Annotated in this window: 22 protein-coding genes; 6 read left to right on the top strand and 16 right to left on the bottom strand. The window is 59.4% G+C overall.

Annotation, left to right across the window (positions count from 1 at the left end):
• Positions 1 to 38 precede the first annotated feature (38 nt).
• Positions 39 to 809 carry an adenosylcobinamide-GDP ribazoletransferase gene (cobS, locus tag BUB72_RS02655; RefSeq protein ID WP_073140122.1) on the top strand — a complete coding sequence of 257 codons (771 nt, stop codon included), beginning with the start codon at positions 39 to 41 and terminating at the stop codon, positions 807 to 809.
• A 139-nt stretch (positions 810 to 948) separates the two neighbouring features.
• On the opposite strand, the gene BUB72_RS02660 is transcribed toward cobS, so the two are convergent.
• The 5 genes from BUB72_RS02660 to BUB72_RS02680 all read right to left on the bottom strand — a co-directional run bounded on the left by BUB72_RS02660 (position 949) and on the right by BUB72_RS02680 (position 5,893).
• Positions 949 to 1,458: a CarD family transcriptional regulator gene (locus BUB72_RS02660; protein WP_073140125.1), complete on the bottom strand. Its 510-nt coding sequence runs from the start codon at positions 1,456 to 1,458 to the stop codon at positions 949 to 951.
• Positions 1,459 to 1,714: 256 nt separating this feature from the next.
• A complete protein-coding gene (gene fdxA, locus BUB72_RS02665) occupies positions 1,715 to 2,053 on the bottom strand; it encodes a ferredoxin FdxA (RefSeq protein ID WP_073140128.1) in 339 nt (112 codons plus the stop codon).
• 51 nt (positions 2,054 to 2,104) lie between these two features.
• Positions 2,105 to 2,482 carry an RNA-binding S4 domain-containing protein gene (locus BUB72_RS02670; RefSeq protein WP_073140131.1) on the bottom strand — a complete coding sequence of 126 codons (378 nt, stop codon included), beginning with the start codon at positions 2,480 to 2,482 and terminating at the stop codon, positions 2,105 to 2,107.
• Complete coding sequence (locus BUB72_RS02675) at positions 2,479 to 5,283, bottom strand: helicase-related protein (RefSeq protein ID WP_073140134.1); 2,805 nt, start codon at positions 5,281 to 5,283, stop codon at positions 2,479 to 2,481. Before BUB72_RS02675 ends, BUB72_RS02670 begins: the two co-directional genes overlap by 4 nt.
• A gap of 49 nt (positions 5,284 to 5,332) precedes the next feature.
• A complete protein-coding gene (locus tag BUB72_RS02680; protein WP_083588530.1) occupies positions 5,333 to 5,893 on the bottom strand; it encodes a tetratricopeptide repeat protein in 561 nt (186 codons plus the stop codon).
• 82 nt (positions 5,894 to 5,975) lie between these two features.
• On the opposite strand from BUB72_RS02680, the gene BUB72_RS02685 reads away from it, so the two are divergent.
• Both BUB72_RS02685 and BUB72_RS02690 read left to right on the top strand, forming a co-directional pair.
• Positions 5,976 to 6,263: an SCP2 sterol-binding domain-containing protein gene (locus tag BUB72_RS02685; RefSeq protein WP_073140137.1), complete on the top strand. Its 288-nt coding sequence runs from the start codon at positions 5,976 to 5,978 to the stop codon at positions 6,261 to 6,263.
• Positions 6,260 to 7,207, top strand: coding sequence for an alpha/beta hydrolase (locus BUB72_RS02690; RefSeq protein WP_073140140.1), 948 nt, complete (start codon positions 6,260 to 6,262; stop codon positions 7,205 to 7,207). The genes BUB72_RS02685 and BUB72_RS02690 overlap by 4 nt, the downstream gene beginning before the upstream one ends.
• Here BUB72_RS02690 and BUB72_RS02695 read toward each other — a convergent pair.
• Positions 7,204 to 7,887, bottom strand: coding sequence for an ABC transporter ATP-binding protein (locus BUB72_RS02695; protein WP_073140144.1), 684 nt, complete (start codon positions 7,885 to 7,887; stop codon positions 7,204 to 7,206). The genes BUB72_RS02690 and BUB72_RS02695 overlap by 4 nt on opposite strands.
• A complete protein-coding gene (locus BUB72_RS02700) occupies positions 7,880 to 9,145 on the bottom strand; it encodes a lipoprotein-releasing ABC transporter permease subunit (RefSeq protein WP_073140147.1) in 1,266 nt (421 codons plus the stop codon). Before BUB72_RS02700 ends, BUB72_RS02695 begins: the two co-directional genes overlap by 8 nt.
• A 395-nt stretch (positions 9,146 to 9,540) precedes the next feature.
• Here BUB72_RS02700 and BUB72_RS02705 point away from each other — a divergent pair, with 395 nt between their 5' ends.
• A complete protein-coding gene (locus BUB72_RS02705) occupies positions 9,541 to 9,978 on the top strand; it encodes a universal stress protein (protein WP_073140509.1) in 438 nt (145 codons plus the stop codon).
• Between the two features lie 10 nt (positions 9,979 to 9,988).
• Entirely contained in the window at positions 9,989 to 11,542 is a 1,554-nt protein-coding gene (locus BUB72_RS02710) for an alanine/glycine:cation symporter family protein (RefSeq protein WP_073140151.1), read from the top strand.
• Between the two features lie 53 nt (positions 11,543 to 11,595).
• Here the strand turns inward: BUB72_RS02710 and BUB72_RS02715 are convergent, their stop codons facing one another.
• From BUB72_RS02715 to BUB72_RS02725, 3 genes are all read right to left on the bottom strand, one after another.
• Positions 11,596 to 12,204, bottom strand: coding sequence for an SGNH/GDSL hydrolase family protein (locus tag BUB72_RS02715; RefSeq protein ID WP_073140155.1), 609 nt, complete (start codon positions 12,202 to 12,204; stop codon positions 11,596 to 11,598).
• Positions 12,204 to 13,541, bottom strand: coding sequence for a proline--tRNA ligase (gene proS, locus BUB72_RS02720; protein ID WP_073140158.1), 1,338 nt, complete (start codon positions 13,539 to 13,541; stop codon positions 12,204 to 12,206). Before proS ends, BUB72_RS02715 begins: the two co-directional genes overlap by 1 nt.
• A gap of 107 nt (positions 13,542 to 13,648) precedes the next feature.
• Positions 13,649 to 15,172 carry a Ppx/GppA family phosphatase gene (locus BUB72_RS02725; protein ID WP_073140161.1) on the bottom strand — a complete coding sequence of 508 codons (1,524 nt, stop codon included), beginning with the start codon at positions 15,170 to 15,172 and terminating at the stop codon, positions 13,649 to 13,651.
• Positions 15,173 to 15,427: 255 nt separating this feature from the next.
• Here BUB72_RS02725 and BUB72_RS02730 point away from each other — a divergent pair, with 255 nt between their 5' ends.
• Entirely contained in the window at positions 15,428 to 16,471 is a 1,044-nt protein-coding gene (locus BUB72_RS02730) for a YeeE/YedE family protein (protein ID WP_073140164.1), read from the top strand.
• Here the strand turns inward: BUB72_RS02730 and BUB72_RS02735 are convergent.
• From BUB72_RS02735 to BUB72_RS02760, 6 genes are all read right to left on the bottom strand, one after another.
• Positions 16,468 to 18,642, bottom strand: a complete 2,175-nt coding sequence (locus tag BUB72_RS02735; RefSeq protein WP_073140167.1) for an RNA degradosome polyphosphate kinase — start codon at positions 18,640 to 18,642, stop codon at positions 16,468 to 16,470. The genes BUB72_RS02730 and BUB72_RS02735 overlap by 4 nt on opposite strands.
• Positions 18,643 to 18,723: 81 nt before the next feature.
• Positions 18,724 to 19,395 (bottom strand): P-loop NTPase family protein, encoded by a 672-nt coding sequence (locus BUB72_RS02740; RefSeq protein ID WP_073140169.1) that lies wholly within the window; start codon positions 19,393 to 19,395, stop codon positions 18,724 to 18,726.
• A gap of 4 nt (positions 19,396 to 19,399) precedes the next feature.
• Positions 19,400 to 20,479, bottom strand: coding sequence for an AI-2E family transporter (locus tag BUB72_RS02745; protein WP_073140172.1), 1,080 nt, complete (start codon positions 20,477 to 20,479; stop codon positions 19,400 to 19,402).
• Between the two features lie 112 nt (positions 20,480 to 20,591).
• A complete protein-coding gene (locus BUB72_RS02750) occupies positions 20,592 to 21,107 on the bottom strand; it encodes an MAPEG family protein (protein WP_073140175.1) in 516 nt (171 codons plus the stop codon).
• A complete protein-coding gene (gene scpA, locus BUB72_RS02755) occupies positions 21,107 to 23,239 on the bottom strand; it encodes a methylmalonyl-CoA mutase (protein WP_073140179.1) in 2,133 nt (710 codons plus the stop codon). Before scpA ends, BUB72_RS02750 begins: the two co-directional genes overlap by 1 nt.
• A complete protein-coding gene (locus BUB72_RS02760; RefSeq protein WP_073140182.1) occupies positions 23,202 to 24,272 on the bottom strand; it encodes a hypothetical protein in 1,071 nt (356 codons plus the stop codon). Before BUB72_RS02760 ends, scpA begins: the two co-directional genes overlap by 38 nt.
• Between the last annotated feature and the right edge of the window lie 18 nt (positions 24,273 to 24,290).

Genomic DNA, 24,290 nt, shown 5'->3' on the forward strand with positions numbered 1-24,290 from the left:
TGACAGGCACAGACACAAGTAGATGGCGACGTCACCTTATGGACAAATCCGACACGGCCCCCGCAAAAGCCGAAGATATCTGGGTGGCCCTTGGCCTGCTCACCCGCCTGCCCCTGCCACAACGGAACTGGGACGGAACACGCGGTGCGGCCAAAGCTGCGTGGGCCTATCCCGTGGCGGGTCTGGTTGTCGGCCTGCTGGCATGCACCTTTGGGGCCGTTCTGACCCGCTTCGGCCTGCCCGCCGGTATGACCGCCGCCGCCATTTTGCTGGCGCTCTCGCTTCTCACCGGTGCGATGCATGAAGACGGGCTGGCCGACGCCGCCGACGGGCTTTGGGGCGGCAACACCCCCGAGCGCCGCTTACACATCATGAAGGACAGCCATATCGGCGCATACGGGGTCATCGCATTGATCACCGGCTTCGCCTTGCGCTGGAGCGCGCTCACAGCGCTCCTATCCGCCGGATGGCTGTGGACGCCTGTCTTGGTGGCCGCAATCACCTCGCGCGCCGCGATGGCCTATGTGATGGATGCCCTTCCCAACGCGCGCAACTCGGGCCTCTCCAGCCTGACCGGACGCCCCGGCAAACCCGCAACGCGTATAGCCGCCGGCATCACAGCGGTGGCAGTCTTGCTTGGTTTCGGTTTCTCCGGCCTATGGTTGCTGGTAGTTGCCACTTTGACCCTGTTCCTCTGCGCCACGCTCGCACGATACAAAATCGGCGGCCAAACCGGAGACATCCTCGGTGCCACGCAACAAGCCACAGAAATCACGGTCCTCGGCACGATTTGTGTGCTGCTTTTGTAATTTCCATTTGGTGAAAAGTACTCTGGGGGTCTGGGGGCAAAGCCCCCAGCCAGTCGCCACGTGACCCACGTGGCGAAATAAAAAAAAGCCGCACACCAAATAAATGGCGCACGGCTTTCAAATTCACATCCGGAAGGCCTTAAGCGGCGGTGCGGCTCACCAGAACGTCGTCGATCTCTTTCATCGCCGACGGCTCGTCATTGCCCTGCACAACTGCAATCTCGCGGGTCAGACGCTCCAAAGCGGCTTCATACAGCTGACGCTCGGAATAGCTCTGCTCGCGCTGGTCGCCATGGCGGTGCAGGTCGCGCACCACTTCGGCAATCGCGATCAGGTCACCGGAATTGATCTTCTGTTCATATTCCTGCGCACGACGCGACCACATGGCGCGTTTCACTCGAGCTTTGCCCTTCAGCGTCTTGAACGCCTGCCCAACCAAATCAGGCGAGGACAAAGGACGCATGCCGACTTCCACTGCTTTATGTGTCGGAACACGCAGGGTCATCTTGTCCTTCTCGAAGGCCACAACAAACAGTTCCAGCTCGATTCCGGCCACTTCCTGCGTCTCGACATTGACGATTTTGCCGACCCCATGTGCCGGGTAAACGACAAATTCGTTAGGGCTAAAGTCTTGTTTTTTCTTGCTCATATATATCGGTTCCCCGCGGGGAACCCCTTTCTTACACCGCGAAAAAGACGGGCCTGAGAAGTATCTCAGGTCAATCCAATGTCATGTCTGGTTTGCGACGTGGGTATGTTTCCGGCCACCACGTCAATCTTCCTTAAGGGGAATCATATCACAAAAATGGAACATTCTAAAGCCTTGCCGCGAAAGTGCCGCGCCAAGCCTTTGTTTACAGAGCAATTGCGCCGTGCTCTTCGCAGCACAACGGGTCGAATCGACCTCAGCCGCCCTCGCCGGGCTTTTCGGAGAAGTATTTCTCCAGCTTACCTTCTTCACCGTCGCGCTCTTCTGCTTCGGGAAGTTGCTCTTTCTTGGTGATGATAACCGGCCAAAGCTCCGAATACTTGCGATTAAACTCGACCCATTTTTCCATATCCGGCTCGGTATCCGGACGGATGGCATCCGCTGGACATTCAGGTTCGCACACACCGCAGTCGATGCATTCGTCAGGATGGATCACCAACATGTTCTCACCCTCATAGAAACAATCCACGGGGCAAACTTCTACACAATCGGTGTATTTGCAGGCGATGCAGGCGTCGTTGACGATATAGGTCATGGGCGGTGTCCGATTTTTCTTATCGCGTTTGTCCTAGTCCTGACTGAGCGATCATTCAAGACCACGATCCCGTGAAAGGTCCAGACTGCGGCGATCTTTCTTAGTCGGGCGCCCTCCGACACGGTCCGCGCCCGGCCCTTTGGGCTTTTTCTCTTGGTCCGGAGTTTTGTCTAGATAAAGCGCCTGTGCTTCCGGCGCGGGTCCACGTCGCACGCCACACTGGAGGATTTCGACAACTCTGATCTGGCTGCCTTGCGGAAAGGTTAACGTATCCCCTGCCCCGACTTTCGTAGCCGCTTTATCAACCTTGTTCGCGTTAACCCGCACATGCCCGCCGCTCACCTGCTTGGCCGCCAGCGTGCGCGTCTTGAAAAAACGCGCATGCCAAAGCCACTTGTCGAGGCGGATTTTTGCGCTGACCTCGGTCAGTCTTTTTTCAGCCCCATAAGGGCTGCAGCAAACGGGTTATCAGGATCAATGGCTTTTTCCTTTTTAGGCGGGCGGGCCTGATAGGTTTGCGCCTTGTTGTCACGACGTGGACCGCCTTTTCCTTTGGGCTTGCCACCAGCCTTGGGCTTCCCACGTGCGTCACCTTGCGGACGACCACCGCCTTCACGCGGTTTGCGGGCCCCGAAGCCACCCCATGTAAAGGTGTAGAAAACCTCCATCTCTGGTGCTTCGGTGGATGGAGCCGCAGCTTCCGGCACTTCAACCGGTGCCTCTGCCGGAGGCATTTCCGGTGGCGTGGTATCCGGTGCCTCGACAGGTGGCTCGGACGGGGTCTCGTCGGGTTGCTGCACAGGGGTTTCCTGTGGCGGCGTTGCCGGTGTCTCCTCAGGGGTCGCTGACGCCTTCACTTTCGCGCGCTCGCCCTTCTCGGCCTTGTAGCCAAGACCACCCATCAGATTTGCGAACTGCTCCAGCGTCATGCCTGTGATCGACAGCATATCGGCCTTGGCCTCGAACCCGCCACGGCTGTTCTCGGCGCGTAGCTGGTCCGCAAGGCGTTCCAGCATATCAATCCGGATCGCACGATCGCCAGCAAGGCGGTAGCCCGCTTGGGTGTAATATCCGTCAGGCGCGTCTTTGACGGCAGGTACGGTGACCAGACCAGGAGGCGGCGATTCAGGGAACTCCGACAGATCTTTTTGCAGCGACCAGAGAACCAGACGCAAGCGTGTCGGCGCGGGTTTCAGCAGCAAAGGCATGAAGATGGTAAACTGACCAAACCGGATGCCATGCTTGCGCAACGCGCCGCGTGCGTCTTGGTCCAGCGCTTTCACGTCATTGGCGACGGCTTCGCGGGTCAACACACCCAAGGCTTCTGTCATCTGGAACGCAAAGCCCTTTGCAAGGCCAGTCAACGTCTCGTCATTCGACAAGGCCATCATCGGCTCGAACGCGGCAGAAATCTTGCGGTCGATGAAGTGTTGCAGGCGGCGTTTGACCTTCTCGGCCACATCCGCACCAGCTTCCTCATCCACGAAGGCTTCGACTTCCGGCTTCAAGGCGCTAGCACCTTTAACCAATTTGCCAACGGCCATCTCGCCCCACATCAGGCCACCTTGCTCGGTGAAATCCATTTCAGTGTCGGGCGCGTTGTAGAACTTGTCCGCGCGCAGGTTGAAATGCGGTGTCAGCGCCGCAAGGGCTGCTTGACGCAGCATTTTTGCCTCGTCCGGGCTGGAGGTTTGATCCTGCCGAAACCGGAACCCGTCAAGACGGCCGATCATTTCGCCCTCAACCGTCACTTCACCCTTGTCGTTCACGTCAGCCACGAGGCTCTCCTTCTGCTTCAACCGCCGCAACAACACAGATGTGCGCCGGTCGACAAATCTTTGCGTCAGCGCCCCGTGAAGGGCATCCGACAGGCGGTCTTCTACAGCACGGGTTTCCCCGCGCCAATCGGTTTCGTCCTGCACCCAGCCTTTGCGCTGCGCCACATAGGTCCAAGTGCGGATATAGGCCAAGCGTTTGGACAGTGTATCAATGTCCCCATCGGTGCGGTCGATGCGGGCAATCTGGCGCTCCATGTAGTCGCGCGGGACCTGCCCCTTGTCGTGCAGGTAGCCAAAGATCACCTCAAGAAGCGCGGCATGTTCCCCTTGGCTGATCCCGCGGAAATCGGGAATGCGGCAGACGTCCCAGAGTAATTTGACGTCATGGGGTGTCGATACGCGCGCATCGACCTCGGTCACCTCGCGCAGGGATTTCAGTGCAACGACATCGTCGGCATCGCGCGCACGGCTCAACCAGTCGTCATCCGTGCGCATCTCAAGGCTTTGCAACAAGCGACCGATGGAGCCGAATTCAAGGCGGTCATTGCGCCATTGCAGCTTCTTGATCGGGGTGAAGCGAGCCGAGGTTATGGCATCCACCACCTCGGCCTCCAGATCCGGTGCCTCGCCCGTTACCCCAAAGGTGCCGGGCTGCATATAGCGCCCCGCACGACCCGCGATCTGGGCCAACTCGTTGGGCTGCAAGCGCCGCATCCGCCGTCCGTCGAATTTTGACAAGGCCGAGAACGCCACGTGGCTCACGTCCAGATTAAGCCCCATGCCGATGGCGTCGGTGGCAACAAGGTAGTCCACATCCCCGTTTTGGTACATTTCCACCTGCGCGTTGCGTGTGCGCGGGGAAAGCGCGCCCATCACCACAGCACAACCGCCCTTCTGGCGGCGGATCAGTTCTGCAATCGCATACACATTTTCAACAGAAAACCCGACAATTGCGCTGCGGGGCTTCAATCTGCTTATCTTTTTCGAACCTGTATAGCTTAATTCGCTAAATCGCTCCCGCCGCATGAATTGCGCCTTCGGCTCCAGCGCGGCGATGGCACTTTTCATCGTGTCGGAGCCCATAAACAGCGTCTCGTGAAGCCCGCGCGACCGCAAAAGCCGGTCCGTAAAGACATGGCCCCGCTCCGGGTCAGCACAGAGCTGGATTTCGTCGACCGCCAGAAAATCCGCACCCATGCCTTCGGGCATGGCCTCGACGGTGCAAACCCAATAGGCCGCACGTTCTGGGACAATCCGTTCCTCACCGGTGATCAACGCCACCACGGACGGGCCACGCAGCGCGACGATCTTGTCGTAGACCTCGCGCGCCAAAAGGCGCAGAGGCAGGCCGATAATGCCGGTGCGGTGCGCCAGCATCCGTTCGATCGCGTAGTGGGTTTTGCCGGTGTTGGTCGGGCCAAGAACCGCCGTGATGCGTGCCTGTTGGCTCATATCTGGCCCTTAGTGTTCGGGGGTCGGAACGCGCCGGCCAGCCGTATTTTCAGACGTCTTGGCCGGAAACCGTTTTCTCCAACCGCTCGATGGCTTCCTTTAAGCCCTCGCGATGGGGATGTATAGCGGCGGCGGCCTTGTAGGCGGCAAGCGCATCCTCTTCCCGCTCAAGCTCCTCAAGAATGCGGCCAAGCCCTTGCAACGCCGCAAAATGGCGCGGGTTCAGTGCCAGCGTGCGCTGGATGTCGGCAATGGACAGGCCGAACTCCTCGGCGTTGAAAAACGCGGTGGCGCGGGCATTCCATCCTTCGGCGAAATCCGGCGCATGATCGGTCAGGGCCGTGAGATGCTCAATCGCCTTGGCGAAATCGCCCTTCTCCATGGCGTTGCGGCCACGGCGTAGAAGTAAATCCATCGACGCAGAGCCGGAGCGCGACCATTCCCGCCAGATCTGCCGCTCGACCTTTTCCCAATCCTCCAAATCGGGTTGAGCAAGTTCAGCGTACAGGCCGTCCAGCTTCGTCTCTTCTGCCACACTTGGCAGGGCAAAACACGAAACCGACAGAAATGCCGTAACGAAAATATTGAGGAGCGTGCTTGAAACTTTCATAACGCCTTTAACTCTAGCGGGTGATCTGCAAAAATCAAAAGGCGCAGTCATCCACCACATCACTTTTTCAGGAGACCTCTTCATGAGCGACGTAATTAATCAAGCCGTAACAGCCCTTGCAGGCAAAATGGACGGCGGCTTCGACGGCTCCGTAAAGTTCGTGATCGAGGGCGAAGGCTCCATCATGGTTGACGGCGACGGCGTGCGCGCAGGCGACGAAGAAGCCGAATGCACGATGACCGCTGACGCCGAAACATTCGAAGCGATTCTTGACGGAGAGATGAACCCGACCGCCGCGTTCATGTCCGGCAAACTGAGCGTAGACGGCGACATGGGCACCGCAATGAAGCTGGGCTCGGTCCTGTCGTGAGCTTGACCCCTGCCCCTTTTCACGCCGAGATTGCGAACGGCCCTGACGGCGGTTGCGCCTATTGGCTAACGACGTCTGACGGTGTTCGCATCCGCATCGGCGTGTGGGGTGGCGGGGACAAAGGCACGGTGCTGCTTTTCCCGGGGCGCACAGAGTACATCGAGAAGTATGGCCCCGCCGCGAAGGGCTTCATGGAACGTGGCTTTTCCACGGTGGCCATTGACTGGCGTGGACAAGGCTTGGCCGACCGCGCATTGGACAATCGGCTGATCGGCCATGTGGACGCGTTCAACGAATACCAGACCGACATCGCTGCCGTGATGGCAGCGCTGCCCGAGTTGAACCTGCCAGAACCGATGGGCCTGCTCGGTCACTCGATGGGCGGCTGCATTGGCCTGCGCGCGCTGATGAAAGGTTTGCCTGTGGACGCGGCTGTGTTCACCGGCCCGATGTGGGGCATCGCCCTTGATCCGTTGCGCCGCAGCGCCGGATGGGCCTTGTCGACCCTGACCCGTCAGACCAAATTTGAAAAGCTGATGGCCCCTGGCACGACCGGGCAGTCTTACGTTCTGGTGCAACCGTTCGAAGACAACATGCTCACCCGCGATGCGGCGATGTATGAAGGCATGCGCCAGCAGCTGGAGGCGTATCCTGAATTGGCCTTGGGTGGCCCGTCATTTGCGTGGCTCAACGAAGCATTGAAAGAATGCCGCGCGTTGTCATTAAGCCCGACCCCGAACGTGCCAACGATCACCTTCCTTGGCACCAATGAACGGATCGTTGACGCCAAGGCGATCCACGACCGCATGGCCCGTTGGCATAACGGTGAGTTACGTATGGTCGATGGCGCGGAGCATGAGGTAATCATGGACCTGCCTGACGTACAGGCCGAGGTTTATGACGCCACTGTCGAGCTGTTCTTGGGCGCGTTGGAAGACGCCTAAGCGTCCACCAGAACCCCGTTTTCCAAACGCACCATGCGATCCATCCGGCCCGCAAGCTCTAGGTTATGCGTGGCGATCAAGGCCGATAAGCCAGTGCTGCGCGCCAGTGTCATGAGCGCGTCAAAAACCTGATCCGAGGTTTTCGGATCAAGGTTGCCCGTCGGCTCGTCTGCCAGCAGCAAACCCGGCTTGTTCGCCAGCGCACGGCAGAAGGCCACGCGTTGTTGCTCACCGCCCGACAATTCGCCCGGACGATGGGTTGCACGTTCCGCAACGCCGACCTTGCCCAGCAAATCCATCCCATGCGCTTCAGCGTCGCGCTTGGACACGCCCGCCGCAAGCTGCGGCAGCACGATATTCTCCAGCGCGGTGAACTCCGGCAGCAGATGGTGGAACTGATAAATGAACCCGATCTTGGAGCGTCGCGCGGCGGTACGCGCGCGGTCACTTTTGCCGCTCAGGTCATCCCCTGCGATGACAACGCGACCGGAGTCCGGCGTGTCCAGCAATCCCGCCATATGCAGCAGCGTCGACTTGCCGGCCCCGGAGGGCGCGACCATAGCCACCACCTCGCCCGGTGCGACCTCCAGCTGAACGCCCCGCAGCACGGCGATCTCGTTCGGCTTCCCCTTATTGTAAACCTTCTCGACCCCGTCGATCAGCAACGCCGCTTTACTCATAGCGCAAAGCCTCCACAGGGTTCATGCGGGCCGCACGGCGGGCCGGAAAGATGGTGACCACAAAGCTGAGGAACAGCGACAGAGAAATCGCCGACAGCACGTCGCCCCATTCCAATCGCGCCGGTAGTTTGGAAATCAGGCGGATGGACGGATCCCACACACCGCCCCCTGCAACCCAGTTCACGACGCCGAAAATCTGGTCGATATAGATGGCAAACAGGCAGCCGAGGATCATCCCGAGAATGGTTCCGATCACGCCAATCGACGCCCCACAGATGAAGAACACCCTAAGCACCGAGCCTTCGGTCAGCCCCATGGTGCGCAGAATACCAATGTCGCGGCCTTTGTTCTTCACCAGCATGATCAAGCCCGACACGATGTTCATCGACGCGATCAAGACGAGCACCGACAGGATCAGGAACATCACGTTGTCCTCCATCTCAAGCGCATTCAAGAACGCGCCGGAACTGTCTTGCCATGTCCACAAGAGCGCCCCGTCGCCTGCGGCGCTGAGCAGGTCGCGTTCGTATTTTCCGACGTTTTCGGGGTCATCGAGGATCACCTCGATCTCGTCCGCCACGCCTTCGCGGTTGAAGTATTCTTGCGCTTTGTCGAAGGGCATATAGACCCGCGTGCGGTCGATGTCGTAGCGGCCCACTTGGAAAATGTAGACCACCTCAAACGCCACGATGCGCGGTGAAGTGCCGAACGCGGTCTTGGTCCCATTAGGCGAGATCAGCTTGACTTTGTCGCCGACGGACACACCCAGACTGCGGGCGACCCCCCAGCCAATCGCGATGGTCATGCCGTTATTGGCCACGCCAAACTGCGCGATATCGCCCAGCTTTTGTTCAGGCTCTGCCACACGACGCACACCAAACAGATCATCGGCGCGGATGCCGTAGACCTCGGCGGCCGCATTGCCACCCGATGTCGCGGCCGCCATGACCTGCCCCTTCACCAGTGGCGCGGCACTCACCACGCCATCGGCCTTGGCCATCTTGGCTGTCAGCCCGTCATAGTCCTGAATGACCCGGGCATAGGTCCCCGTCTCGCTGGTTTGACCCGACGAATACACCGTGACATGGGCATTCGCGCCCAAAATGGTGTCGACAAACTCATACCTGAAGCCCGAACGCACAGCCAAAGTGATGATCAATGCGGCCACGGCCAATGTGATGCCGACCAAGCTGATCCACGTCATCACGGAAACGCCGCCCTCGGCACGTTTGGCGCGCAGGTAGCGCCAAGCGATCATCCATTCAAACCCCGCAAACGGGGGGGTAGAGGTGGGGCTGTTGCTGCTCAACGGCGCTCTCCGGCTTTAGGTTTTGTCGCCACGTTTGCGCTGATCGCGATAGAGGGTCAAGCCTTGAGAGGCGACATGTTGCCGAAGCCTACGCTCGTTGAACGGAACCGCTCTCGAAGCTGCCCTACGGTCAATTCGCCTGAAAACGCCCCGCATTTTGGCGAATTTCACCGCCTCACGACCGGATTTATCGTGGAATTTCAGCAGAATCGACTAAACTCACTGGTGAGAGACGATAGAAAAACTCGACCGCAGATACGCGCTGAGGCCTTCAAACTAGAAGCCAGAAGTCTCTCGCCAAGGCGCAAAGCTACCAAAGAGCGGTCGCAATGGGAGACAGTATTATGTCAACTAAATTGGTAATTGGCCTGGATGGGCACAGCTCGGGGGACCGCGCGCTGGAGTTCGCGAAGACCCTGGCAGGCCAGATTGGTGCCTGCGAGTTGCTCGTGGTCTATGTTATTGAATGGTCGCCTTATTCCTTCCAAACCGCCGAAGAAAACGCCCAGCGTCACAAGCGCCGCGAAGAGGAAATCTCGACTGCGCAAGATCGCGTCGTGACCCCTGCTGTCAAATCGCTTACCGATAGCGGACTGACAGCCACCGGACGCGTGCGTCACGGCAACGTCGCCGACACTTTGAACGACATCGCCAAAGAGGCCGGTGCCACGCAGATTATCGTCGGTCGCTCTACTGAATCCGGCCTGTCCAAGCGCATCTTTGGCAGCTCAACCGCAAACCTCGTGATGGAGGCCAGCGTGCCCGTCACGGTCGTCAATTAAGGGGGCTGACATGAAACGCTTTACTCAAGCCGCGGCCTCTGCCGCATTGCTGGCAGTCACTGCCGGCCCTGCTTTGGCGCAGGAGGCCGAAAGCCTTGACGCCCGCGTAAACGCTGCTTTTGCCGCAGCTACAGGGCCCTTCGTCAACTTCATCTTCGCACCGCTTCCCGGCACGGCGTTCCCTTGGATCGTGCTGTGGCTTGTCGTTGCGGCATCCATCTTCACCATCTATTTCGGCTTCGTCCAGTTCCGCTTCTTCAGCCATGCCATCAGTCTGGTGAAAGGCGACTATTCTGACCCGAATGACGCAGGCGAGGTGAGCCACTTCCAAGCGCTGGCAACTGCCCTTTCAGGCACCGTGGGACTTGGAAACATCGCAGGTGTTGCCGTGGCCGTTGGTATCGGCGGGCCGGGGGCTACGTTCTGGATGATCCTTGCGGGTCTTCTAGGCATGGCGTCCAAGTTCACCGAGTGTACGTTGGGCGTGAAATACCGCAACGAATACCCCGACGGCACCGTCTCGGGTGGTCCGATGTACTATATTTCCAAGGGCTTTACCGAACTGGGTCTGCCGGGCGGTAAAATCCTAGCGGTGCTGTTCTCGGTCTTCTGTATCCTTGGTGCGTTGGGTGGCGGGAACATGTTCCAAGCCAATCAGGCACATGCCCAAATCTCGGGCATCGTGGGCGACTACCCTGGCTGGATCACAGGTGTGATCTTTGCAGCAGTGGTGTTTGTGGTGATCGTGGGTGGCGTGAAATCCATCGCGGCAGTGACCGAGAAAGTGGTTCCTTTCATGGGCATCCTCTATGTCGGCGCGGCGCTGGTAATCCTGATCGTCAACTACGACAAAATCGGTTGGGCCTTCGGCCAAATCTTCGCAGGGGCCTTCACTGGTCTGGGCGTCGCTGGTGGCTTTGTCGGGGCGCTGATACAGGGGTTCAAACGGGCCGCTTTCTCGAACGAGGCGGGCGTTGGCTCTGCTGCGATTGCGCACTCTGCGGTGAAAACCAAAGAGCCGATCACCGAAGGCTTCGTGTCCTTGCTGGAGCCGCTGATCGACACCGTCGTCATCTGTACGATGACGGCGTTGGTCATCGTGATCTCGCAACAGCTGATCGTCGATCCGGCAACGGGCAACTATATGCTGAACGAAGCGGGTAGTGCGATTGCAACCGTAGACGGCAACAGCGGCGTGGCATTGACCTCGGCGGCATTCGGGTCGGCTATCAGCTGGTTCCCGTATGTGCTGGCGATTGCGGTGGTCTTGTTCGCCTTCTCGACCATGATCTCGTGGAGCTACTACGGCCTGAAAGCATGGACCTACCTGTTCGGCGAGGGCAAAACCTCCGAGCTGGTGTTCAAGCTGATCTTCTGCGTGTTCATCGTGATCGGTGCGGCAGCGAGCCTTGGCCCGGTGATCGACTTCTCCGACGCGGCGATCTTCGCCATGGCGGTGGTCAACATCTTCTGCCTCTACTTCCTGATGAGGTTGGTGAAGTCCGAGTTGGCCTCCTACGCCGCGCGCCTCAACTCTGGCGAGATCAAGAAGTTCACCCACTAAGATGTGGAGATAAACAGAATTTGGGGCACCTTCGGGTGCCCCTTTTCGTTGGATTATCTGAGCAACCCCGTCACGATCGGGGCAAGGGCTTTGCCAATCGCGCGGGTGTTTTCTGCATCAAGGTGCAGGCCATCCAGCGAGGACGTCTCGGCCACAGTGTTACTGTCAAAAAACGCGACCCCGCCGATCTGTGCGACTTGGCCCACCAACCCGCGATATTCACGGCTGGCTTCGATCATGGCTTTGGTGATCCCGTCGCTTGGCACAAGGACAGGCGGGGCTACGACCAGTATCTGAGGGATGTCGCAGGGCGTGCGGTACGGATGATGACGCACAATTTCTATCAGCCGGGCCATACCGCGGGCTGCCATCCCCGGCTCTCCACTGCAAAAGGCATCATTTGTTCCCAGCATCAAAATAACCAGATCAAGCGGCGCGTGGGTGTGCAACACCGTTGGCAACAATGTTGCGCCGTTCATCTCGGCGGGACTCACGGGCACATCAAACGCCGTCGTCCGCCCGCGCAGGCCGTCGGATATCACCTCTAGCCCGGACAGTGCCGCCAGCACATTCGGCCAGCGATCCTCAAAAGGGTGTCGCCCGCCCCCATCAGGGCGCGAGCCCCATGTCAGGCTGTCACCGTAGGCCAGCACAGAACGCATCAGTGCTCCGCGTAAATCGCCGCCACCTTTTTCACCGCGTCTTCCGGCGAAAGCTCTTCACTTTCGCCCGTGCGGCGCGAGGTCAGCTCGACCACGCCATTCTTCAACCCACGCGGGCCAACCGTGATGCGCCAAGGAAGGCCGATCAGGTCCATGGTGGCAAACTTGCCCCCTGCCCGCTCGTTGCGGTCGTCATAAAGCGGCTCAAGGCCAGAAGTCGTCAGCGACTTATACAAAGCCTCACACGCGCCGTCGGCTTCTTCGTCACCCTGCTTGAGGTTGACGATGCCGCAATGGAACGGCGTCACGCCCTCCGGCCAGATGATGCCCTTGTCATCATGGCTGGCCTCGATGATCGCGCCCAGAAGGCGGGAGACGCCGATGCCGTGCGACCCCATGTGAAGCGGCACAGGCTTGCCGTCCGGCCCCTGAACGGTGGCTTTCATCGCCTCGGAATACTTGGTGCCGAAGTAAAATATCTGGCCAACTTCGATGCCACGGGCGGTCTTGCGGCGCGCTTCGGGAATGGCATTGAATAGCGCCTCGTCATGGGTCTCGTCGGTGCGGGCATACTTGGTGGTGAATTCTTCCATCACGCCGGCGCATTGCTCGACATTGTCATAGTCGATCTCGCGGTCGCCGAAAGTCAGGTCGGTCACGGCGCTGTCATAGAACACCTCGGACTCGCCCGTGTCTGCCAGCACGAGGAACTCGTGCGTGTTGTCGCCACCCATCGCGCCACTATCCGCACGCATCGGGATCGCTTGCAGCCCCATGCGCTCGTAAGTGCGCAGGTAGCTCACCAGATGGCGGTTATAGGCGTGCAGTGCGTCCTCTTTAGTCAGGTCAAAATTGTAGCCGTCCTTCATGTAGAACTCGCGGCCCCGCATCACGCCAAACCTTGGCCGCACCTCGTCGCGGAATTTCCACTGGATCTGGTACATAGTCAGCGGCAAGTCCTTGTAGCTGTTCACATGGGAGCGGAAGATGTCGGTGATCAGTTCTTCCGCCGTGGGCGTGAACAGCATGTCGCGGTCGTGGCGATCCTTGATGCGCAGCATCTCATCACCGAAGGCTTCGTAACGGCCACTTTCGCGCCACAGGTCCGCTGATTGGATCGTCGGCATCAACATCGGCAGATGCCCTGCCCGCGCTTGCTCTTCATGCACGATATTTTCGATCTTTTTCAGCACCTTGTAGCCCAAAGGCAGCCACGAATAGATGCCCGCAGAGGACTGCTTGATCATCCCAGCACGCAGCATATAGCGGTGCGACACGATCTGCGCCTCCGAGGGGGTTTCTTTCAGGACGGGCAGGAAATAGCGGGACATGCGCATGGGTACTGGGTCTCTCTCATGAGTGGTTACCCACGAGTTACGCCAATGCCCGCCCCTTGCCAAGTTGGGGTGCGTGGTTTTTCAATAATTGTGGATGGTGCGCCCTATCAAGAGACCAAAGTCTCCGCGTCCAGCGACGACGCGAGCGAGGCAAACCGTGCCTGCGCCACCTCCCCGAACAGGGCTTTGGTATCGGGGTGCAGCTTCAGTTTCAGCAATCGCTTCTTCGGGTGCCACTTCAGCTGCCCCATCAATTCGGGCCGCTGGACCGAGAACATCGCCCCGAATCGCATAGCCTTGCCCAACACTTCCGCGTCACGCAATTCGCGTTCGGACAGCAAGTCGAACAGCTCTTGGAAATGGGTGCCGGAGCGGGAGTTTTTGTACCGGTGCAGCAAGGCCGTTCCGAGGAAAATACGCCCCGGATGGTCCAGCCCGCCCAGGTTTGCACGGGTCGCGTTGTCGAAACACACCTCCGCACGGTAGTCGGGATGCGCGCGCCAGCTGACGTCATGCAGCAAGCAGGCCGCCTTCACCAGACGGATGCGTTCCGGCGATGCTTTATCAAAGAGCGGCTCGATAAACCGGTACAGGAACTTCCCGAACCCCGGAATCCGGGCGTTCATCGCCTCGTCGTAGCGACAAGCCTCGATCAACGGGTCGCGGCGCTTCAACTCGAACGGCATTTGCTCGTAAAGCAGCCCCTCACGAATACCATAACTGGAGACCGCAACAGACTTGGGTTTAAACCGCTGGATCAAAGACTTAAGAACCTGTGACGCGATCGGCACAAGCCGCATCCGCGCCTCGGAATTGCCTGTCATCGCCCGTAATTCGTCCACGGAATACTTGTTTATCCATTTGACAGTTTGCAGGATGGATTTGGCAGTCATCCGGTATTCGTGCAGCACTTTTAGCGGGTAGCCGCGACGCTCCATGTCCAGCCGCGCAATCGCCCGCCACGAGCCACCGACAAGGAACAAGGTCTCGTAATCGCCGTCAATCTCCACCCGAAGATCATCAATCGTCTCGTCGATCAGCACCTTGCGGGCCTTTGCCCCACCCTTCATGCTCATCAGCTTCAACGGGCCGATCTGCGACGACACGCGCCGTCCGACAACACCGTCGCCAAGCTCCGCCAGCTCCATGGAGGAGCCGCCGATATCGCACATCAATCCGCGTGCTTCGGGCCAGCCCAGAAACACCCCTTGCGCCGACAAGCGTGCCTCTTCGACACCTTCCGCGACCCACAGGTTCAGCCCTGTCTCACGGGCGACTTCGGCGCGAAACTCTGCCCCGTCCGACGCATCGCGCACGGCTGCGGTCGCCACACAAGTCATCGGCGATACGCCCATCCCCTGCGCCAACAACGCGAAACGTCGCAACGCCGCCAGCGCGCGGTCGCGCCCTTCTGGGTTCAGGTGCCCGGTCTCGGACAGACCAGCGCCCAATCCCGCCATGACTTTTTCGTTGAAGAAATACGCAGGGCTGCGCGCAGCCCCGTCAAACACCACCATCCGCACCGAGTTGGAACCCACGTCAATGGCCCCCACCCGCTTTAGCGCCTTGGATTTTGGGTCGTTGAACAAGGGGCGCCCGAAGGGGCCGTCTTCGTCGTGATATCCGTCCAAAGCTCGTCTCGCTACCGGTTCTTGCGTTGGCCGCGACAATGGCGGCTGGCGGGGCGCGACGTCAATGCGAAAGGGGCAAGAAAGGAACCAAGAAGAGGAATGCGCGGCGAAAGCAGCACGAGTCAGAGGCGCGCATGCTCATTTGGGAATTATTTCCCACCAAATCCGGATTTTTACTCACTTCGTTCCACTTTGCCCGTTTGACAGCATGTCTTTTAGGCAGATATCCCGCACGGGATTAATTGGAGAGACACCATGCTGCTGGAAACCTACGATTGGGGGCTTGAAGCCCGCACCTTGCAATTGCTGTTCGGGCTTGGCCTTGGCCTTGTCTTCGGCGTTGCTGCACAAATCTCACGGTTCTGCCTGCGCCGCGCAGTAGCCGTAGACAGCGAAGACCGTGGGGCAGCGGGTGCCGTATGGCTCACCGCCTTCGCCACGGCCATCCTCGGCTTCCAACTGGCCAGCGCTTACGGCTTCGTTGCCATCGAGGACCACCGCTTCCTTGCGACCGATCTTGCGGTCCTTGCCATCGTCGTCGGTGGGATCGCCTTCGGGGCCGGGATGGTTCTCACACGCGGATGCGTCTCCCGCCTGACGGTACTCAGCGCCACCGGCAACATGCGTGCCGCCACGGTACTGATCATCTTCGCAATTACCGCCCACGCCATGTTGAAAGGCGTGCTGTCACCTGTTCGCACGGCTTTGGGCTCTGTCACCATAGACCTGCCTTTTGCCTCCTTCGCAGAGCTGTCAGGTGGTGCGGCCCTGAGTGGCGCGATTGCTGTCGTCGCTGCCGCTTGGTTGATCCAGCGTTTCCGCCCGTCTTGGCACCATGTCGCACTTGGTGTTGTCATCGGTCTTGTCCCTGTTCTGGGCTGGGCCACCACAAGCGTGCTGCTGTTCGACGAGTTCGATCCGCTTGCCGTTCAATCCGCCGCCTTTACGCTGCCTTGGTCCGATACACTGTTCTGGGTTATCGCCTCCACGGCAGTCCCCGCAGGTTTCGGCACAGGCTTCATTGGCGGCATCCTGTTCGGCAGCTTTGCAAGCGCCGCCCTGCGTGGCGAGTTGCAAACTGCGTCCTTCGAGAGCGCCGCGCAAACAGGCCGTTACGCCTTGGGTGCTGTGCTGATGGGCTTTGGAGGCGTGTTGGCTGGCGGTTGCACGGTTGGCGCAGGCCTCAGCGGCTCCGCGTCCCTGAGCATCGCGGCATTGGTCGCATTGGTCAGCATCATTGCCGGTGCTTGGGCCACCAGCCGTGCGCTGTCACCTAATGCAGTAGCAGTCCCCGCTTAATCAGGCGTGTGGGTCAGTTCGGGCACATCCCCTGCGCCTGCTGACCCGCGGCCCGACAGCGACGGGTTCTCCATAAAGAACCGGTGGCAATTGAACGGGTTCTCCTGCCCCTCGACGTCAGCCCGCACATAAGAGCCGTCAGGCGACAAGATCCAGCTTTGCGCGGTGTCGGCCAGATTGGCCGCCATGATCTGACTCATCACTTGCGCCTGCACCGTCTTGTTGGTGATCTCGACCAAGGTTTCCACACGACGGTTCAGGTTACGGCCCATCCAGTCAGCTGACGACATATAAACCTTGGCCTTCTTCGACGGCAGCCCGTGCCCGTTGCCAAAACACACAATGCGGGAATGCTCCAAGAAGCGCCCGACGATGGATTTGACACGGATATTCTCGCTCAGCCCTTTGATGCCGGGCCGCACGGCACAAATCCCGCGCACCACGAGGCTGATTTTCACCCCCGCCTGCGACGCACGATACAGCGCGTCGATCACGTCGGCTTCGACGACCGCGTTCATCTTCGCCCAGATTTCCGCAGGCTTGCCATCAGCGGCATAACCCGCCTCTTTGTCGATCATCTTGATCAGCTTCTGCTTCATGCCCGTAGGTGACAGATACAGGTTCTCAAGATGCTCCGGCTGCGCGTATCCACCGATATAGTTGAACACTTTGGTGGCATCGCGCCCGAGTGATGCGTCACAGGTAAACAGGCTCAGGTCGGTATAAATCCGCGCCGTGATCGGGTGATAGTTGCCGGTCCCGTAATGCGTGTAGGTCACCAGCGAGTCGCCCTCGCGGCGGACCACAGTACTGATCTTCGCGTGAGTTTTGTAATTGATGAACCCGTAGACCACATGCGCGCCAGAGCGTTCCAGCTTGCGCGACTGGCGAATGTTGGCGGCCTCGTCGAACCGCGCTTTCAGTTCCACCAAGGCGGTAACGGATTTGCCATTCTCGGCGGCTTCACACAAGGCATCCACAATCGGGCTCTCGTTCGAGGTCCGGTAGAGCGTCTGCTTGATCGCCACCACATTTGGATCCCGCGCGGCTTGCGCCAGAAAGCGGATGACCATGTCAAAGCTCTCATAGGGGTGGTGAAGCAGCATGTCTTTCTGGCGAATGGCTGCAAACATGTCGCCGTCATTATCCTGCACCCGTTCCGGCACACGCGGGCTAAACGATGGCCAAAGCAAATCAGGCGGTGCGGCGGAGACCAGTTCGCTCAGGTCAGACAGGCCGATCATCCCCGAAATTTCGATCACGTCGATTTCGGTCACCTCAAGGGCTTTCATCACCAGATTGCGTAGCTTTGTAGGTGCACCGGAACTGATTTTCAGCCGGACGACTTCACCCCGGCGGCGTCGCTTCAACGCCACCTCAAATTCGCGCACGAGGTCTTCGGCCTCTTCCTCGACCTCCAGATCGCTGTCGCGCAGCAGGCGGAACGCGCAGTGCCCGACCGCCTGATACCCCGGAAACATCTCGCTGATTTTGATGGTGAGCAATTGCTCCATCGGCAGGAAGCGCTGTTGGCCGGGCTCGCAGGGCAATGAAATGAAGCGTTCGATCTGTGCAGGGATTGGTAGCAGTGCCTGCAAGGTGCGCCCGTCGCTTGGCCGCTCCAGTTGCAACGCCAACGAGAAGCCTTCATTCGGGATGAACGGAAACGGGTGCGCAGGGTCAATCGCCAGTGGCGATAGTACTGGAAACACGTTCGACATGAAATAACGGTCAAGGAATTCGCGATCCTTGGGGGTCACATCTTCGGCGTCCAGCAGCCAGATGCCGCTGGTCTCCATCTCGTCTTTCAGGGCTTCCCAGACGGCGTCCTGCTTGGTGATCAGGGCGCGGGCGTTCTGGTCAATGAGCACGAGCTGCTCTTCTGGCGTCCGCCCGTCGGAGGACGGCGTGCGATTGCCCGCATTGGCCAGCTCGCGCAGACCTGCGACGCGCACAGTATAGAATTCGTCAAGATTGGTCGAAGAAATAGCCAAGAAGCGCACACGCTCCATCAAGGGAACGCGCGGGTTCGCGGCCTCGTCCAGCACACGCCAATTGAACGCGAGCCAGCTCAGCTCGCGATTGAAAAACCGGGATGGCCCTTGCGTGTCGAGATCAGCGATCTCCACTGGTTCGGGGTAGCCGGATGTCAGAAAGTCAGCACCACACATAGGAAGCGTCTTGATTTGAGAATGTAAGGTCACGATGATGAATGTGCGGATTTTGCGAGCCGGAGTCCAGATGGCTGGCGTTTATTCACCCGCGATCTCGGCCAAAACGTCACGGGCCAACCCTTTGCCAATCGGGCGTTTCTCGGCCAGCGCACGGGCGTCCATCGTCTCGACAAACCCGCGCACGGCGTCAAAGCTGCGCGGCAATCTTGGCAGGATGTAGTTTAGAAGGTCAGGTTTCAGCGCGATCTGGCGATCAGAGAACATTTTCATCACCAGCGCCATCAGCAACGCGTCATCCAATGCCTCCAACGTGGCGATGGAGGTGCCTTCCATCCGGCTTCTCAGGTCAGGCAGCGCAAACTCGATCCGTGCCGGTGCACGGGCAGACGTGACCAGCATAGGCTGCCCCGCCTCTTGCATTAAGTTATGCATATGAAACGCCTGCGTCTCGGCGGCGCGATCACCGACGATCAGGTGCAGGTCTTCGATAACAAGTGGTCCCTGTGCAAGCGCCACCGGATCATCCAGTGCATCCGCGCGCACGATCCGCGCGCTGGTTTCATGCGCCCAAACCATCGCCAGATGGGTTTTACCAGACCCTGTCGGCCCCACCAGAACCATCTTGTTCAACGGCCAGTTGAGCCAGTTTTCAACCGCAGCCACAGCCAACGCATTCGCACCGGAAACGAAATAATCTTCGCGCCCCAACGCCTCTTTGGCGGGCAGGGAAAAGGCCAATTGTTCAGACATGATGTTAAGTGTCGCCTTCCGGCTCTTCGTCGCGATCCAGCCCCTTATAGAGGAGGCTTGAGCGGTATTGCTCCGTTCCAAAGCGAGCCACGACACCCAACGACGCCGCAACTGGTACGGCCACGAGCATGCCCACAAAGCCGAACAAAGTACCAAAAACAGACAGCGCGAACATCAGCCAGACAGGGTGTAAGCCGACACTTTCGCCGACCAGTTTTGGCGTCAGCACGTTCCCTTCCAGAAACTGCCCCGCCACGAAGACGGCGGCCACAGCCCCGATCATCGCGGGCTCGCCCCAAAACTGGAACAGGGCCAAGCCAACCGCCAAGACACCGCCAATGACGGCGCCGACATAGGGAATGAATGAAATCAGCCCGGCAATAAACCCGACCACCAGCCCGAACTGGAGGCCAACCAGCATCAAGCCTACCGCGTAAAACACACCGAGGATGGAGCACACCGTGAGTTGTCCACGCACAAAGCTGGCAAGGGTTTTGTCGATCTCCCCCGCGATCCTGCGAATCTGCGGCGCGTGGTCCCGTGGCAGCAGCGTGTCGATTTTGGCGACAAGGTTGTCCCAGTCGAGCAACATGTAAAACGCCACAACAGGCACCACGACGATAAATACAACGGCGTTGATGACCCCTAGGGCCGAGGAAAACACGCTTTGGGCAAAGGCACCGCCACGCTCTTGAATGGTCGCTCCGATGGAAGACAACGACTGGCGTAATGTCGAGTTTGCATCCCCCAGATCAGGAAATCGCTCCGACAGGAAATCACGCAGACGCGCAAACAGGTCCGGCGCGCTCTCGAACAGGCCCGCCGCTTGGCTGACGATCATTGGAATGATCAACACCGCCATCAAGATAAATACGAAGATCGCCACAAGGCTGATAACCGTCGTGGCCACAACGCGGCTGGCGCCCATTCGCTCCAGCCGGTCGGCCAACGGGTCCAGCCCGTAGGCAATCGCGCCACCGACGATAAAAGGCAGCATGACGTCGCCAAGATACCACAACGCCAAAAGGAACACCGCAGTCGCGATGCCCCAATATTTCGCCTGCTCGCGGACTGGTAGCGCCATATCATCCCTCATTTCCCGTTCAGATGTGACCTATGGAACGGCGGGTTTCAAGGGTTCCGCTCGAATGTGACCGAAAACTTGTCACGCGAACGGGCGTTTTGCGTTTTCGGGATCAACCGGTCAGGGACGCAAAGCGCCAATCCTCGACCGCGATGATCAGTGCCAGAGCCAACAGGGTGATCGTTGGGTAAAACCCCGCTGCGAACCCGAAGGCCCGTAGAGGTGGCGAGATGTGATAGCCAAGCCAGAACAACAATCGCGTCACGCCGAAGGATGCGCCCAATAGCAACACAGGCCCTGCCCCCAATGTGAGTCCAATAAACGGCCACAGCGCCATATTGAGCACCAGTTGTTCCACCGAATTGCGCAACACACGTTGGTCAATTTCGGCGGCGGACCCTTCCTGATACGGCTCGCCATCAATGATCGCATCATCAAAGAACCGCCGCTGGGCCAAGCGGCCGATCATCAACAACAGCACAATGCCACCGGGTAAAAGCGACCATGCCATGGCGTCCATCAGCGGCATTTTCATATGCCATGATACCTGACGCGCCAACGGTATCGCCGCCAGCGCCCAAACAGCGCCGGCACCCATCCCCATCAGGATGAGCGCCCGCTTGCCCATCAGCCGCGCGCCTTGCGGATCAAGGCGAGGATGTCCTTCGCTGCTTCCGGAATATTCGTTCCGGGCCCGAAGATGGCTTTCACGCCTGCCTTGTAGAGAAAATCATAATCCTGCTGCGGGATCACCCCGCCGCAAATCACCAGAATGTCGCCTGCACCGGCGGCGTTCAATGCCTCCACCAGTTTAGGCGCCAAGGTCTTGTGCCCCGCTGCCTGAGAGCTGATCCCGATGACATGCACATCGTTGTCCACCGCGTCCTGTGCAGCTTCTTCCGGTGTTTGGAACAGCGGCCCCACATCAACGTCGAAGCCAATATCGGCAAAGGCGGTCGCGATCACTTTCGCGCCACGGTCATGTCCGTCCTGCCCCATCTTGACCACCAGCATACGCGGGCGTCGGCCTTCTTCCTCGGCGAAGTCCTCGACGTCCTTCTGGATCGCGGCGAAGTCTGCGTCTCCCTCATAGGCTGCGCCATAGACCCCCGCCAAAGTCTTCACTTCTGCGCGGTGGCGACCAAATGTTTTCTCCATGGCCATGCTGATTTCTCCAACTGTTGCCCGTGCACGTGCGGCATCGACCGCCAGTTCTAGCAGGTTGCCGTTACCCGACTTTGCGCCCTCTTCGAGTGCCGCCAAAGCTGCGTCACACGCCGCTTGGTCCCGCGTGGCCTTAATCTTGTCGAGCCGCTCGATCTGGCTCAGCCGCACTGCCACGTTGTCCACATCCAGAATGTCGATCGGGTCTTCCTTGTCCAAGCGGAACTTGTTGACCCCGACAATCACTTCCTCGCCACGGTCCACCTGCGCCTGACGCAGAGCCGCCGCTTCCTCGATCCGCAGCTTGGGCATGCCGGAAGCCACGGCCTTGGTCATGCCGCCCATTTCCTCGATCTCTTCGATGATTTTCCACGCCTCGTCCGCCAGATCGGAGGTCAGTTTCTCAACATAGTAAGACCCCGCCAACGGGTCGACGACCTTGGTCACCTTGGTCTCGTTCTGCAAGATCAGTTGCGTGTTCCGTGCTATCCGCGAGGAGAACGCTGTTGGCAGCGCGATGGCTTCGTCAAACGAATTGGTGTGCAGCGACTGCGTGCCACCCAACACCGCCGACATCGCCTCGTAAGCCGTGCGCACGATGTTGTTGTAGGGGTCTTGTTCCTGCAACGACACGCCGGAAGTCTGGCAGTGCGTCCTCAGCATTAGCGAGCCCTCTTTCTTGGGGTTAAACTCGCTCATGATCTTGTGCCACAGGAACCGCGCCGCGCGCAGTTTGGCGGCCTCCATGAAGAAGTTCATCCCAATGGCGAAGAAGAACGACAGCCGCCCTGCGAACGCATCCACGTCCATGCCGTTGGCAATCGCCGCGCGCACATATTCGCGCCCGTCCGCCAGAGTGAACGCCAGCTCCTGCACCAAATTCGCGCCCGCTTCCTGCATGTGGTAGCCGGAAATCGAGATCGAGTTGAATTTCGGCATGTCCGACGCCGTAAACGCGATAATATCCGAAACGATCCGCATAGATGGCTCCGGCGGGTAGATGTAGGTGTTGCGGACCATGAATTCTTTGAGAATGTCGTTCTGGATGGTGCCGGACAGCACCGCGCGGTCGTGGCCCTGCTCTTCACCTGCGACGATAAACGACGCCAGTACGGGGATCACCGCACCGTTCATGGTCATCGACACCGACACCTTGTCCAGCGGGATGCCGTCGAACAGGATTTTCATGTCCTCAACGCTGTCAATCGCCACACCGGCCTTGCCCACATCGCCCTCAACACGGGCGTGGTCGCTGTCATAGCCGCGGTGCGTCGCCAGATCGAATGCGACGGAAACCCCTTGCTGACCCGCATCCAACGCCTTGCGGTAGAACGCGTTGGACTCTTCCGCCGTGGAAAATCCTGCATATTGCCGGATCGTCCAAGGACGCCCCGTATACATGGTGGAACGCGGGCCGCGGGTAAACGGCCCCTCTCCGGGCATGGAGCCCATATGCTCAAGATCCGCCGCGTCCTCCTCGGTATACACCGGCTGGATCGCGATGCCTTCGGGGCTGTCCCACGTCAAGTCTTCCAACGGGCGGCCGCGCAGCTCTTTTTCAGCGCGTGCTTCCCACGCTTCTTTCTTGTCGGTCATGGTGGCTTCCTTCTGTCATGTCTGCCCCGCCGAATGTGTCTTCGGTCGGGTCGAGGTAGGTCACACGCGGCCCCGCTCCGGCTTTTAGCCAGGCGATGTCCGCGCGGTAATCTTCTTGCAGCTTCCACACCTGTTCGCTGTCAAACGGCATGTAGCAAGCGCCATGCCGTGCTGTGGCCAGCCTCAAAGCGCCATCCAGATCGCCGCGTTCCGCAGCAATCTCGGCGAGCGCTGCTGCTGGCGCAGAGGCGTTGGATTTAGACGGCTTGGCCATCGGTCCAAGTGCCACGGGCCGACCGGCGAGGGCCGCAACCAACGGGGCCGGATTGGCAACCCAGCCTTCAAACGGCCAGACCACAAGCTGCGCCATGGGAAAGATATCGCCGATATCGGCAATCACATCGCGCCAGCGACGTGGTTGGGTAACCAGCCGGTCCAAATCTGCCGCAGACGGCAAAGCCGCCCCTGCTTTCACCCTGAACGCCAGTTGCGAGGCCCAATGCAGGTCATATGCACGGATAGCGATACCGATGCGCAAACCACGTCCCTCAAATGCTGGACCAACCCGTTCAAGACGGTCTGATAGCTGACCATAGAGGCGCACCGCCTCCAAGTTCTGCGCCATGGTGCCGATAAGGTTTTCTTCGCTCAGAATAAGCTGCTGGACACCTGCCTGCTCCAGCCGCGTGAATTCCATGCGCAACCGCCCGCAGGAGCGTTGACCAAGCTGTGTATCGCGCGCGCTCAGATGATGCGGGTTTTTGACAAGCCCTGCCAGCAGGCCACCGCGAGTGCGCTCTGGCCCCCAAAAGGCAAGTCCGGCGCGGCGCAGCGCAGGCCGTTGGCCGTTCAGCATGACCTGAAAACCGGTCGAGCCGGTCCGATGCGCCCCAAGATGCAGGCAAATATCCACAACAAACGCCCCTGTAGCACCTGTCGCCCTGTGCGACCGGCTGGAGCGTTTGTTGTCAGCCCAAAGGCTGACCATTGGCTTAACACGCAAGGCTGGCGCATTTGTGCGCAAGCGCACCATTCCATTCCCGAAATTGCC

Origin of the sequence: Litoreibacter ascidiaceicola (genome assembly GCF_900129235.1) — a bacterium.
Taxonomy (GTDB): domain Bacteria; phylum Pseudomonadota; class Alphaproteobacteria; order Rhodobacterales; family Rhodobacteraceae; genus Litoreibacter; species Litoreibacter ascidiaceicola.